Annotated in this window: 13 protein-coding genes; 6 read left to right on the forward strand and 7 right to left on the reverse strand. The window is 67.2% G+C overall.

Annotated features, from left to right (window positions below):
* Positions 1 to 63: 63 nt before the first annotated feature.
* Together QN239_RS15975 and QN239_RS15980 are read right to left on the reverse strand one after the other, a co-directional pair.
* Positions 64 to 432: a SpoIIAA family protein gene (locus QN239_RS15975; protein ID WP_499011747.1), complete on the reverse strand. Its 369-nt coding sequence runs from the start codon at positions 430 to 432 to the stop codon at positions 64 to 66.
* A 139-nt stretch (positions 433 to 571) separates the two neighbouring features.
* Positions 572 to 1285 (reverse strand): VldE C-terminal domain-containing protein, encoded by a 714-nt coding sequence (locus QN239_RS15980; RefSeq protein WP_499011750.1) that lies wholly within the window; start codon positions 1283 to 1285, stop codon positions 572 to 574.
* A gap of 96 nt (positions 1286 to 1381) precedes the next feature.
* Here QN239_RS15980 and QN239_RS15985 point away from each other — a divergent pair, with 96 nt between their 5' ends.
* From QN239_RS15985 to QN239_RS16010, 6 genes are all read left to right on the forward strand, one after another.
* Complete coding sequence (locus tag QN239_RS15985; protein ID WP_499011753.1) at positions 1382 to 3325, forward strand: alkaline phosphatase family protein; 1944 nt, start codon at positions 1382 to 1384, stop codon at positions 3323 to 3325.
* An 8-nt stretch (positions 3326 to 3333) separates the two neighbouring features.
* A complete protein-coding gene (locus QN239_RS15990; protein ID WP_499011755.1) occupies positions 3334 to 3723 on the forward strand; it encodes a DUF4267 domain-containing protein in 390 nt (129 codons plus the stop codon).
* Between the two features lie 102 nt (positions 3724 to 3825).
* On the forward strand, positions 3826 to 4158 hold the full coding sequence (fdxA, locus tag QN239_RS15995) for a ferredoxin (RefSeq protein WP_090361100.1): 333 nt from the start codon (positions 3826 to 3828) through the stop codon (positions 4156 to 4158).
* A gap of 86 nt (positions 4159 to 4244) precedes the next feature.
* On the forward strand, positions 4245 to 5564 hold the full coding sequence (locus tag QN239_RS16000; protein WP_499011760.1) for an acyltransferase family protein: 1320 nt from the start codon (positions 4245 to 4247) through the stop codon (positions 5562 to 5564).
* A gap of 10 nt (positions 5565 to 5574) precedes the next feature.
* Positions 5575 to 7929: a Tex family protein gene (locus tag QN239_RS16005; protein ID WP_499011762.1), complete on the forward strand. Its 2355-nt coding sequence runs from the start codon at positions 5575 to 5577 to the stop codon at positions 7927 to 7929.
* Positions 7930 to 8170: 241 nt separating this feature from the next.
* Entirely contained in the window at positions 8171 to 9379 is a 1209-nt protein-coding gene (locus tag QN239_RS16010) for a DUF7159 family protein (RefSeq protein WP_499011765.1), read from the forward strand.
* Position 9380: 1 nt separating this feature from the next.
* On the opposite strand, the gene QN239_RS16015 is transcribed toward QN239_RS16010, so the two are convergent.
* Genes QN239_RS16015 through QN239_RS16035 form a run of 5 tightly spaced genes read right to left on the reverse strand, consistent with a single transcriptional unit; the run spans position 9381 to position 13438 of the window.
* Positions 9381 to 10583: a cytochrome P450 gene (locus tag QN239_RS16015; protein WP_499011766.1), complete on the reverse strand. Its 1203-nt coding sequence runs from the start codon at positions 10581 to 10583 to the stop codon at positions 9381 to 9383.
* Positions 10580 to 11107, reverse strand: coding sequence for a hypothetical protein (locus tag QN239_RS16020; RefSeq protein ID WP_187095753.1), 528 nt, complete (start codon positions 11105 to 11107; stop codon positions 10580 to 10582). The genes QN239_RS16015 and QN239_RS16020 overlap by 4 nt, the downstream gene beginning before the upstream one ends.
* Complete coding sequence (locus tag QN239_RS16025; RefSeq protein ID WP_499011770.1) at positions 11104 to 11691, reverse strand: carboxymuconolactone decarboxylase family protein; 588 nt, start codon at positions 11689 to 11691, stop codon at positions 11104 to 11106. Before QN239_RS16025 ends, QN239_RS16020 begins: the two co-directional genes overlap by 4 nt.
* Positions 11691 to 12083 (reverse strand): hypothetical protein, encoded by a 393-nt coding sequence (locus QN239_RS16030; RefSeq protein ID WP_499011772.1) that lies wholly within the window; start codon positions 12081 to 12083, stop codon positions 11691 to 11693. Before QN239_RS16030 ends, QN239_RS16025 begins: the two co-directional genes overlap by 1 nt.
* Positions 12083 to 13438 (reverse strand): aromatic ring-hydroxylating oxygenase subunit alpha, encoded by a 1356-nt coding sequence (locus QN239_RS16035; protein WP_499011774.1) that lies wholly within the window; start codon positions 13436 to 13438, stop codon positions 12083 to 12085. Before QN239_RS16035 ends, QN239_RS16030 begins: the two co-directional genes overlap by 1 nt.
* Positions 13439 to 13549 lie beyond the last annotated feature (111 nt).

Here is a 13549-nt window from a genome sequence, read left to right on the forward strand (position 1 = left end):
CGGCGGTGCGGCCCCAGCGTAGAGCGTGATCGCCGGTCGCACCATGATTCCGGCTGAGGCGGATCATGACTCGCCCGCAATCCACTGTCGGGCCGACTCGGCGTTGCCACCGGGGAAATGTCTGATCTGCGCCGATATGAAGTGTGACGCCAGGTGTTCGGCGAGATCCCCGATCGGCGAGTCTGTCACCACGGCGACCTTCTTGACATGCTTCTGGTGGTCCCGGACGAAACGGAAGTGGCGGATCAGCGCGGCGAAATCAGCCCAACCGGGAAATGAGGGAGCGTCGATGATGATGCCGGCCAATGAACCCGCTGCCTCGATCTGTGGGTCGACGGCATTGGCGAGCGTGTCGAAATCTCCTGCCCGGAGCCGAGATTGCGGACGGATGACGACCAGGGACCGTGTGGCGTCGAACTCGAGATCGATCATTCCTACCCCTGTCGGTGCGCTGAGACGCGGTGAGCATGAAGCGATCAGTCTTCGGCACGCCCCGCCGGGGCAATAGGGCACTAGGTCACCGAACCGTCCGTGCCGGCGGCGGGCAGGAGCGAAGCGACCCGGGGAGTATCTAGGACTGCATCGACCCCAGGTAGTAGGTCTCGTGTCCGGTGGGATAACCGCCACCGTCGGTGGCAATGTGCACATGGTCGAAGTGGTTGGCGGTCTCGTTGCCGTAGTCCGCGGTCCAGCTCGGCGCGCCGATGCCGGGGTAGAAACCTTGCCGCCAGATCACGTGCAGCACACCCCAGCGTTGCGCGTTGGCCAGGGCGTACCCGGCGATCTGATTGCCGAGTTCGATCCCGGCGTCGGAATGGTAGTTCGGGATCATCACATCGATGGCGAGTCCGTGCGGATGCCACTTCAGCGGATCCTGCCGGTAACCGCCGATCGTCTTGATCTCCGGGAACATCATGCTGATGACGCGTGCCACCCAGATCGTCTTGATCTGCAGCCCGCTCTCCGGGGCGACTCCCGCTGCCAGTGGATAGTCGAATACCCGGGCTTCTTCGGAGGGGGCACTGGCCGCCAGCAACTCCGCTCCGGTGGTTGTCACGGTGGGGGAAACGGCCGGCGGGGCAGACGTCCGAACCGGCTCACGCGCCGTGGTGGCATCCGGTGTGGGCGAGGTGTTCTGGGCGTGGACCATGGCCGCGGACACCATCAACGACGCCGCGAGCGCCAGCCAACGGCCGACCGACTTGCGCCGGTCGCCGGCCAGTAGCTTCGCGCCCACGAACAGCACTGTAATCAGTGCGCCCGGCAAACATCGGGTGTTCGGCATCCCGGCTCGGCCGTCGTCGCGGATCCCGGAAAACTGTGTGATGCCTGTCAATGGCCGCGTAGCCTCCAGTCTCGAATATCGGATCGGAGAACTCTGGTGAAGACCGTCAAACAGGTGTGCCTTGGTGTCGCCATGGCCGGGGTGATCGCCGGGGCCGGATCGGCGGCCGCGACCGCGGTGGCCTATGCCGACCCCGCCGGCACCGGTGCCAGCAGTACGAGCGGAGACTCACCGGCCAGCGACACCGGCCACAGTGACAGTGACAGTGACAAAGGGGGCACCGCCTCCTCGGCGCCCAAAGCCGATGCGGGCGCCACCACCGCTGCGACCCCGGGCGAGGATGCCGACAGCCCGGCGGAGTCCACAACGAAGGCGGGTACACGCACACGCGGCGACGTCGGCACACCGAGGAAGAGCCGCGCACCGGGTGAAAAGGTCCGCAAGGCAACCGAATCGGTCTCCGGGACGGCCGTTGGCTCCACCACGTCCACGCGGAAGAAGGTGACGCCGGCCGTGCCGGCGACCGTTGCCGCGGACCCCGATCCGGCGCCCGCGGTCACCCCGCAGAGCAGCGCCGAGCCGATCGCCGCCAAGGCCGTCGAACCCGCGGTGAAGGCAGCACCCACGCTGACGGTGAGCACACCCGTCGCTCCCGCGCCCGATCCCGATCCGTTACCGCTCCCGCTGCCCGCGGTGCCCGCCACGCCGGTCGGCCTGTCCAGTGCCACCGCGGCCACCACCACCTCGCGCAGCCGCGCCATGAGCACCAGCACCGGTGACGCGGTCGGCCAGATCACCGCCGCCCCGACCCAGCACGTCCTCGTCATCGGTATCGACGGCACCAGCCTGGGCCGGCTGCTCGGCAATGACGACAACGGCAACAACGAGAACTTCCTGGATCTGTTGGACACCAGCACCACTGGCGCGTCGAGCATCCAGGGGCACACCACCATCTCCAACCCCTCCTGGACGACCATGCTGACCGGCGTGTGGGACACCAAGAGCGGCGTGATCAACAACATCTTCAACCCGCAGGTGTACAACGTCTGGCACACGGTGTTCGACCGGCTGGAAGCGTGGAACCGGGGCACCATCACCAAGACCATCGCCGACTGGGACGTGATCACCGACATTTCCAGCGCGGGCAGCTATGGCGCGGATCAGTCCATCCTCATCCCACGTGTCGCCGGAGACACCAATTGGTCGCAGACCGATACCGCGGTGACCGACGAGACGGTCAGGACGATCCTGGGCGTCGACCAGGGATACGAGGACGTCCCGAACTTCCTGTTCAGCTACCTGGTCCAGGTCGACGAGGCCGGCCACGCACACGGCGGCGCGTCCACTCAATACACGGATGCGCTGACCCGTACCGATGAGAACCTCCGGCTGATCCTGAAGGCCGTCGCCGATCGCGAGGCCGCCACCGGGGAGGACTGGACGGTGCTGGTGGTCACCGACCACGGCCACCAGCCGCAGCTCGGTTTCGGGCATGGATTCCAGACACCCACCGAGACAACGACATTCGTGGTCGCTGATGGGCCCGACTTCGGCGACGGGAAAGTCAACCTGCAGTACTCGATCGCCGACATCACCCCGACGATCCTGAGTCTCTTCGGCGCGCCGTTGTCGAGCGACTTCGACGGCGTGCCGCTGACCGCGCACGGCCCCGGAGCGACCCCGGACAGCGGTGTGGAGGCCGCACTCACGGAGGCGATCGCCGATATCGGCTACCCCGACCTGGGCACGCAGGTGCGTCTGAGCGTGCGCACCATCTTCGCCTCGATCCCGTACTTCCTGAACCAGTTCACCGACCAGGTCGTCGCACAGCTGCAAGCCGTGGCCGACCAGGGCATCTTCCTGATCAGCACCATCGCGTCGATCGCGGTGCTGCCGGTCCAGTTCGTCGCCGACGTGCTCTTCCAGACGACCAACGTGCTGGGGAATCTGATCGGCCTGCTCACCGGTGCCGGCGTGATCGGGCCCACCGATTCGATGCCGGAGCCGTTCCTGGTCCCCGACAACGCGATCCTGGTGTGAGGTCGGCCATGTCCGGTATTGATCGCGCGGCACTCGTCGCAGGCGTCATTCGGCTCGCTTCGGGACTGTCCTTCCTGGTGGATCCGATGCGCGCCAACAAGGTGTGGGGTGAACCCAACGATCCCGGCCCTTCGGCGCGGCTGCTGCTGCGGTCCATGGGCTACCGCGATGCGCTGATCGGCGGACTGCTGTTCGCGGCCGGATTGCGCGGCCGTGACACCCGCGGATGGTTCCTGGCATCCGGTGGCGCCGACGCGGCCGACCTGCTGGGTGGTCTTCCGGTGCACAAGGAACTGACGCGAGGCCAGCAGGTGATCGGCCTGGGCGGCGCGGTCGTCGGAATCGGCGTCGGGTTGTGGGGCGCCACCCGCCGCCGTCCGCCGTCGAGCCGGCCCTGAGCGGCCGCTCGATACCCGCCATGGTCAATAGGGACTTTGGTCCCTACCGGAGAGTGCCTTCGGCAGGCGAATCCGGGCTGATCCGGCCGTAGCGTTGCGGGCATGACCTACGTGATCGGAAGCGCCTGTGTGGACGTCAAGCACAAGTCGTGCGTCGCCGAATGCCCCGTGGACTGCATCTACGAGGGCGCCCGCACCATGTACATCAACCCCGATGAATGTGTCGACTGCGGTGCCTGCCGGATCGCCTGTGAGGCCGACGCCATCTATTACGAGACCGATCTGCCCGAGGACCAGCTGCCGTACATGGCCGATAACGCCGCGTTCTTCAGCGATGTGCTGCCGGGCCGGGACCGGCCGCTGGGGAACCCCGGTGGCGCCGCCGAATTGGGGCCCGCCGGTGTCGACACCCCGCTGATCGCCTCGTTGCCGTAAATCCACCCGTCGCTTCGCTCGCCCCCGGTGCGAAACCACGTAGTCCTACTCATCCCAGTCGGCGCGAATTCGGGCAGGCTGACGGTATGTCGCTCACCGAACCCGTGAACACGCACACCGCCCCGGCCACCCCGGGCCGCGACCGTGCCGTCGACGTCGCCCGGCTCACCGCCCTGGTGGTGGTGATCTTCGGGCACTCTGCGCTGCTGCTGGCGACCATCGACGACAGCGGTCTTCGCATCGGCAACATCCTGGGCGAACTGCCGGCGCTGGCGCCGATCACCTGGGTGGTGCAGGTCATGCCGCTGTTCTTCCTGGCGGGCGGAGCCGCCGGGGCCTACTCCTGGCATCCGGACCGGAACACCTGGGGCACATGGCTGTTCACCAGGGCGCAGCGACTGTGCCGCCCGGTGTTCTGGTATCTGGCGTTCTGGGCGGTCGCGCTGCTGGCCGCGCGCGCGATTCTCGGGGCGGAATCCGCGGCGGGCCTGGGCCGTGAATGCGTCGCCCTGCTGTGGTTCCTCGGGGTGTACCTGGTGGTGCTCGCCTTCGTGCCGGCGCTGACCCGGCTACGCAGTCTGGGCGCTTTCACCGCCGTGGTGGCGGCCCTGATCGCCGCCGCGGCGGCCTTCGATGCCCTGCGCCTGACTCTCGGGACTCCCGACGCCGGGTTACCCAACTTCGTCCTCGTCTGGCTCATCCCGATCGTCATCGGCGTGGCCTACGCCCGTGGGCTGATCCATCCGATCGGGGCGCTGCTGGCGGCCGCCGTCGCCTGCACCGGTCAGGTGCTGCTGGTGGTGGCCGGACCCTACGAGGTGTCCCTGGTGGTCACCGGCACAGAACGCCTCTCCAACGTCTCGCCGCCCACCACCCTGCTGGCCCTGCACTGCACCTGGATGTCGTTACTGTTCGTCGCCGCCGCCGGGCCGATCCGGCGGTGGGCCCAGCGCCCGCGGGTCTGGGCTGTCGTCGCGACGGGTAACGGGGGAGCGATGACGCTCTACCTCTGGCATATCCCCGCCATCGCGGTGGCGACGTTCGGTCTGCACGCCGTCGGTCTGGATGCCTATGACGTGCACGCGCCGGGATTCTGGGGGCTGCTCGCCTTGCGTGCCGTGGTCTTCGCCGTGGTCATGGCCGTCTTCTTCACCCTTCTGTCTCCGCTCGAGCACCGACCGCTGCCGTGGTGGGACGCCCCGGCCGGCGCCACCGGCCTTCGTTCGACGGCCGCCGGCGTACTGGTGTGCGTGGCCGGCGTGGCGTTGCTGCTGATGGCGAAGTTCGGCCTGAGCGGGGCCGGGGGCTTCACCGCGCTGGCGGCGTTCCTGGTGGCGTTGATCGCCGGCCGCCTCACGATCGGCGTTCGGCCCGGGCTGCCCGGTCCTGTCGCCGCCGTTCGGTAGGGTCCACCGGGTGAGTCAGACCGCCGTACACATCGTCAAATCTGTAAACACCCGTCTCGCTGAGGAACTGGCAGTCGCAGAAGGCCAGGTGGCGGCCGCCGTGGCGCTGCTCGACGAGGGGGCGACGGTGCCGTTCATCGCCCGCTACCGCAAAGAGGCCACCGGCAGCCTGGACGACGGCCAGCTGCGCACCCTGGAAGAGCGCCTGCAGTACCTGCGCGAGCTGGATCAGCGGCGTGCGGCCGTGCTGGCCTCCATCGAGGAGCAGGGCAAGCTCACCGACGCACTCAAGGCCGCGCTGCTCGCCGCAGACACCAAGGCCCGGGTCGAGGACATCTACCTGCCGTACAAGCAGAAGCGGCGCACCAAGGCACAGATCGCCCGCGAAGCCGGTTTGGAGCCGCTGGCCGACCGGTTGCTGACCGACCCCACCGTGGTGCCGGACGAGGCCGCGGCCGAATTCCTGGGCGAGAACGTCGCCGACGTCGCCGCCGCGCTCGACGGGGCCCGGCACATCTTGATCGAGCGGGCCGCCGAAGACGCCGAACTGGTGGGCGAGGTCCGCGCGAAGTTCTGGGCCGATGGCACCCTGCGGACCCGGCCGTGGTCCGATGATGCCGCGAAGAGCGCTGCCGCACAGAAGTTTCGCGATTACTTCGATTTCGCGGAGCCGCTGGAGAAGATGCCGTCGCACCGGGTGCTGGCGGTGTTGCGTGGTGAGAAGGAAGAGGCACTCGCACTGACCTTCGATCCCGGCGAGGACGAGGTCTACCAAGCCCGGGTCGCACAGTCCCTCGGGATCGATATGACCGCGCCGGGTCCGGCGACGCCGTGGCTGGCCACGACGGTACGCCTGGCCTGGCGTACCAAGCTGATGATCTCGGCTTCTGTCGACGCCCGGATCAAGCTGCGGCAGCGGGCCGAGGAGGAAGCCACGGCGGTGTTCGCCCGCAACCTCAAGGATCTGCTGCTGGCCGCACCCGCGGGCACCCGCACCACCCTCGGACTGGACCCGGGCTTCCGGACCGGCGTGAAGGTCGCCGTGGTGGACAGCACCGGCAAGGTGGTCGACAGCTGCGCCGTCTTCCCGCACCAGCCGCAGAAGCAATGGGACAACGCCAAGGCCACCCTGGCCGCGTTGGTCGCCCGCCACGGTGTGCAGCTCATCGCGATCGGCAACGGCACCGCCTCGCGTGAAACCGATGCTCTGGCAACCGAACTCATCGCCGATATCCGGGCCGCGGGCGCACCGGCGCCCACCAAGGCCATGGTCAGCGAGGCCGGCGCCTCGGTGTACTCGGCGTCGGCGTACGCCGCCCACGAACTGCCCGACCTCGACGTCACCATCCGCGGCGCGGTCTCCATCGCGCGCAGGCTGCAGGACCCGCTGGCCGAACTGGTGAAGATCGACCCCAAGTCGATCGGTGTCGGGCAGTACCAGCACGACATCACCCCTGGCACGCTGGCCCGCAGCCTGGATGCCGTCGTCGAAGACGCGGTGAACGCCGTCGGGGTGGATCTGAACACCGCATCGGTGCCGCTGCTGTCGCGGGTGTCCGGGGTGACCGAATCGCTGGCCGAATCCATCGTCGCGCATCGGGAGAAGGTCGGCGCCTTCGCCAACCGCAAGGCCCTCCTTGAGGTTCCCCGCCTGGGGCCCAAGGCTTTCGAGCAGTGCGCGGGCTTCCTGCGGATCACCGGTGGCGAGGATCCACTGGATGCCTCCGGCGTACACCCCGAGTCCTACCCGGTGGTGCGGCGCATCCTGGACCGCGCCGGTGTCACCCTCGGCGAGCTGATCGGCGACGAGCGGTCGTTGCGGGCACTCAAGCCGGCCGAGTTCGCCGATGACCGCTTCGGGATCCCGACGGTCACCGACATCCTGGCCGAGTTGGAGAAACCCGGGCGCGATCCCCGGCCGGCCTTCTCGACCGCCACCTTCGCCGCCGGCGTGGAGAAGGTGGCCGATCTGAAGGTCGGCATGGTGCTCGAAGGTGTCGTGACCAATGTTGCGGCGTTCGGTGCGTTCGTGGACATCGGTGTGCACCAGGACGGGCTGGTGCACGTATCCGCGATGTCGGACCGTTTCGTCTCGGATCCGCACGAGGTGGTCAGATCGGGTCAGGTGGTGCGCGTCAAGGTGGTCGATGTGGATGTCGAACGCCAGCGCATCGGCTTGACCCTCCGGCTCAACGACAATCCGCAGGGCGGTCAGGGGAAGCGGCCCGAACGCGGTAACAATGCTCCCCGGCGCGATGGTGGCGAACGCCGCAACCAGAACCGTGGCAACCAAGCCCGCCCGGAGTCTCGTCAGTCGTCGGGTTCGATGGCCGACGCGCTACGAAAGGCCGGCTTCGGGCGCTGACCGGAACCGGTCGGTGACCGCTCGGTGAACATTCGGTGCCACCGCGGGCCGGCCCACGATGTGTGCGGCGTGGTCTTCGGGGTACCCAGCCCCAGGTAACGAGGTGGAGCGGAGCGCCGAAGGTCCCAGTACGACATCAATTCGCGCTTTCCTCACAAGATGCCGCACGGAAGCGAGCAAACTATGCTCGGCGCGATTGACGGTTGGCCGGTGTGAACAACGTGACAGGAGTGGGCCAGGGGTGAAGACGGTACTGGGTCTGTCGGTGACATCGGCCGGTGTGGGCTGGGTCCTGGTCGACGGCGCAGAACCCGAAGCACTGACCGTCGACGATGACTCCTTCAGCGTCACCACCATCGATGACCTGCAGTCACGGGCGCTGGCCGCGGTGCGGGGAGCGCAGGCCATCGCGTCGGCCAGCGGGCACGAGATCGAGTCCATCGGTGTCACCTGGGGCGATGACGTGGCTGCGCATGCGGTGCAGCTGATCGCGACGCTCAAGGAGTGCGGCTACGCCGATGTCCGTTCGGTGCGGCTGCAGAACGCCGCCCCGGCGGCCGCGGACCGCGCCGCCCACACCGCTGCTGCACGTGCGGTGACGCTGACCGACGCCGATCTGTCGGTTCTGCTCGATGTGGACATCGAGCCGGAGCCGGCCGATCCGGACGACTCGCTCACGGTGGCGGTGGCACTTCCACCAGAGGCCACCGAAGCAGCCACGACCCGCTTCACCCCGGCCTATGACGCGGCCCGCGCAGTGGCGACCAATGCCGTTCCGGCCGGGTCGACCGACGGCAGAGTCCATCGTCTACGCGGCTGGGTTCGGGATGCGTCACCCGCGAGGTTGGCGACCATGGCCGGTGCTGCGGCGGTCACCGCTGTGATCGCACTGTTGGCAGTCGGCTCGCAGTTCAGCGGCCCTGATGCGCCGGCGCCGCTGGCTACGGCCACCCAGCCGGTGAGCCCGGCGGCGGGGACGTCGCAGATCGTCAGCTCGATCCCGGCTCCCGCGCCGCAGGCTCAGGAGCTCGTGGTGCCCGAGCGGTCGAATTCGGAGCCCGCCGCGCCGCCGCCCGTGTATTCCGAAGCCATCGTGCCCTTGCAGGCCGGCGAGCCGGCGGCTATCCCGGTCATTCCCGTCGAGGTCCCTCCGCAGGTGGCCGTGGCGCCCGAGCAGGTGCCGGCCGCGGCGCCCGTCGTCGAACAGGCTCCTGGTCCGCTGCCCGGCCCGCCGCCGGCCGCGGTGCCGGTCGTTCCCGAGCAGCAGGCCCCCGCGCCCCAGCAGGTCCCGGCACCGCAGCAGGCTCCGGCGCCCCAGCAGGTCCCGGCGCCGCAGCAGGTCCCGGTGCCGGCGGAGTCCGTGCCGGCACCCCCGCCGGTGGATCCGATTCAGGCGGCGATCAACTCGCTCTTCCCGCCGCCGGCACCTGCTCCGGCACCCGTTCCCTAGTTCAGATGTGGGCGGGCATGCTGTCCCAGCCGCGCACCACCGACGATGACGAGAACACCGCGTTGTCGAGATCGACTGCCCAGTCCGGGAAGCGATTCATGATCTCGTCCAAGGCGATACGGCCCTCGATGCGTGCCAGCGCGTTGCCGAGGCAGTAGTGTGCGCCGACCCCGAACGTCAGGTGCTGCCGCGGGGCCCGGGTCACATCGAACTCTTCGGCGTTCACTCCGAACCGGCGTTCATCGCGGTTGGCCGCACCGATCAACAGGATGATCGCACTGCCCGCAGGCACCGTGGTGTCGTGGAACTCGACATCGCGCGTCACGTGGCGGGCGGCCTGTAGCGCCGGCGGCTCGAAGCGCAGGATCTCCTCGACCGCGCCCGGTACCAGGGACCTGTCGTCGACCAACCGGCGGCGTTGATCGGGATGCTCGGAGAGCAGCTTGCCGGCCCACCCGATCAGCCGGGTGGTGGTCTCCGACCCGGCCACCGCGACGACGTTCATGAACATCAGCAGTTCTTCGCGGCGCAGCTTGCGGGTGCGGCCCGTCTCGTCGGTGAACTCGGCATTGAGCAGTTCGGTGGTCAGGTCATCGGCCGGATGGTCGATCCGCCAGTCGACGAACTCGGCGAACAGTTGGCCGTCGGTGATGGGCCCGTCGGGGTTGTCGGTCATCTGGGCTCCGCGTTCGGTGCGCACGTACTTGTCACCGTCTTGCGTGACCCGGCTCTGATAGTCCTCGGGAATGCCGAACAGCTCGCTGACCACGCGCAGCGGCATCACCGCGCCGAGATCCTTGACGAAGTCCAGCCGGTCGCCACCGACGAGTGGGTCCAGGCACCGGGCGGTGAACTCGCGGACCTTCGGTTCCAGCGCATTGATCTTGCGGGGCGTGAACGCGCGGGACAGCAGGTTGCGGTGGATGTCGTGGAGGGGCGGGTCCTCGAATATCAGCGAGCCCGGTGGGATCTCCACACCGGCCTTGATGATCTCCAGCACCGCGCCACGTGCCGAGCTGAACGATGCGTGATCGACCAGCGCACGGTTGACGTCGTCGAACCGGCTGACCGCATAGAAGTCATGAATCTCGTTGTGATACAACGGTGTTTCGTCGCGGAACCGCTTAAACGTCGGGTACGGGTTCGCATTGAGGGCCGCGTCCCACGGGTCGTAGTACACCTTGTCGGTGGCGCCGGCGGTCATTCGAACGTCAGCCCGTGCTTGGCGAAGTGCTTGCCCAGGGCCTGCATGTACTCGTCGTGGTGGAACGGGCCGCGTGCGTCGATGGCCAGTTCCAGGAACGGGCCGTACTCTTCGTCGTTGACGTAGGTGGACCAGTGCGTGATCTCGGCATCGTCGTTGGTGTCGACGAAACTGATCGAGTAGAAGCCCATCACCGTGCCGGTGGTCTGCGAGGTGCCCTGCCACCGGTAGCGCATCACGAAGCCGTTCTCTGCCGGCCAGACCTTGAAGTCGACGGGCTTCCAATCGGGGAACTCCACCCCGTAGGCCTTGGCTTCGATGGTGGCCGCGGTATCCCAATGCGTCGCCACATCTTTGAGGACGAGCTCCTGATCGGCGACGAAGTAGGGGGAGGTGTAGACCGCGTCGTCGGTGAACACCCATTCGTCGTAACTTTCGCCCTCCTGCACCTTCTGCAGGACGTACTTGTCGCGGTAACTCTCGGCCATCCGGCGATGTTTGGCGATCCGGTCTTCCAGCTTCACGCGGTTTCTCCTCGTCTCGGTAGGGCAGCAGTGCCCGGTTGCGGTTGTAGCCCCCAGGTGCCGAACGCCATCGCGGTCAGCGTGTAGGTGCCGACGATGAAGATCAGCTCCATGGCGGCGTGTTCGCCGAGCTCGTCGACCAGGGCCTGCCAGGTGGACCAGTCCGCACGACCGGTGGCGATCAGTTCGTCGGTGGTATCCAGGACCAGCCGGTCGGTGCCGCCGAAACCGTCATTGCCCTCGGTGAGCGCGGCGACATCGTCTGCGGTGACGCCCACCGCGGCGCCCAGCCGGACGTGCTGGCCCCATTCGAACGCCGATCGGTGCCGGTGTGCCACCCGCAGGATGACGAGCTCGCGCAGCCTGCCGGACAACTCGCCGCGTTGTAACAGAAACCCGTTGAATCCCAGGAAAACCCGGGCCATTTCGGGGTGACGGGCCAGCATCCCGATGATGTCGAAGTTCAGCGGGTCCAGCGCCCCACCGGATCCGGCGCGGGGCACCTTGTCGGCAGGCAGGTTCAGCAGCGCCGCGAATGCGGCGTACTCCGGCTCGCCCCACTGGTCGGCGCGAAGTGGAGGCATCACTGTGGCAGCGCCATCTGCAGGTACAGGTCAAGGCGCCGGATCCGTTCGTCGGACCCGAACTCATAGACCGAGAGTGAGTTCACCACACTGCGGAAATCGCCCACCACGCTGTGTTCCTCGAGCTCCAGGAACACCAGGCCGTCGTGCTCGGTGATTCGTTTGAACGTGCACTCCCATTCCGAGGTGGTGGCCCAGCCGGTCAGGAATGCCACGTACGCATCCCAGTCCATCTCCTCCTTGAAGGCGCCGACCCGGTGGAAGTTCTCGGTGTCGACGAGCTCGGCCAGGGGCGCCCAGTCCGCGGCCGTGAAGCCGGGTTGTTTGGCCTTGGTGACAAGGTCCCCGGTGGTCTTGGCATACCGGAGCACGGTATCGGCCCGCCGGGACATCAGGTCGCCGCCAGATAGCGGTCGATGACGGAGTGGTAGTGAGCGATGACGACCTCCTCGTCGACCAACGCCATGTGATGCAGGCGCGCGTTGCGCAGACCGAGCTGCTGACGTGGCATCTGCTCGTAATCCTGCTGCAGCGCTTCGAAATACTTGTAGCTGCCCGGTTCGGTGACGTCCACCAGGTCGGCGGCGAATGCCGCGCGGTGTTCCTGCGGGAGCCACATGAAGCTGGTGATGTGCCAGATGCAGCGGTTCGGGTCACCGTCCGGATGCGGGGTGGACATGATGATCGTCGCCTCGCCGGCGCGAATGGTCATGAAGAAATTGGGGAACAGCACCCAGCCGTGGTTATCGCTCATCTGCTCATCGGTGAGACCGGATACGTCCAGACCGTCGTTGGTCAGTGAATCGCGCGTGGCTCGCTGTAACAGGGTGCGGCCGGTCACTCCGTCGGGGAAGACCAAGGTGCCGTCCGGTTCACGGTAGGTCTCGACGAGCTCGGTGAAGCGGGGGAGTACCCGCACCACGCCGGGGAAGGTCTCGGGCAGATCCATGATGCCCTCCACCTGCTTCTCCGGACCCATGCCCGCGACGTGGGCGACCTCGAACGGGGCCACGGCGACGCTGTGTCTGTCCAGGAATCGGTACTTGGTCTTGGTGGGATCGATGACGATGACGCGCAGCAGTTGCGGATGGATGCCGGAGATGTGGTAGCCCTCCTCGAACGCATCCATCACCACTTTCCAGTTGCATTCCAAGGCTTCTCGCACATCGAGCACCGTCGTCATCTCGTCGAGGTGATAGGGCTCCAGCATCCCGATGACGTCTTCGCCGAGGAAGTCGCGCAGCGGAGCGGCATCCGGATCCGGGTTGAGGAAGATGAATCCGGCGAAGGTGTCGACCGCCACCTGGAGCAAACCGTGGGCGTCCTTGTCGATTTCGGGTTTCGAGCAGCCGCGCAGATTTCCGTCCAGGTCATAGGACCACAGGTGGTACTGACAGACGATGCGCTGCCGGGCCTGGCCGGTGCCCGAGAGCAACACGTTGCCGCGGTGCCGACAGGCGTTCACGAACCCGCGAAGGTCGCCGTCCTTGCCGAGCAGCACGACATAGGACTGGTCGAAGATCCGGTACTCCTTGAAATCGCCGGGCTTTCGCAGTTCGTCGACGCGTCCCACGATCTGCCAGACGCGGGTCCAGATGGCTTTTCGTTCGCGGTCGACGAACTCGGGCGAGGTGTACCGCTCGGTGGGGATCTGCATGGGGAAGAGCGCGCTGGCGGCATCGGGGGTGAGGCCTTCGGCGTCGACCCAGTCACCGGGGCGGGCGGATCGTGCGGAATCGATGGACATGGAGATCCCTTCCGGGAAGAAACGTCAGGCTGTGACGGCAGTCACGATAATACAGATATGAATCTGAGATACAAGAATGTATTTGAGTTGATTTCTTGCAAGAATGACGGG

Origin of the sequence: Mycolicibacterium sp. Y3 (assembly GCF_051188035.1) — a bacterium.
Classification (GTDB): Bacteria; Actinomycetota; Actinomycetes; order Mycobacteriales; family Mycobacteriaceae; genus Mycobacterium; species Mycobacterium fluoranthenivorans.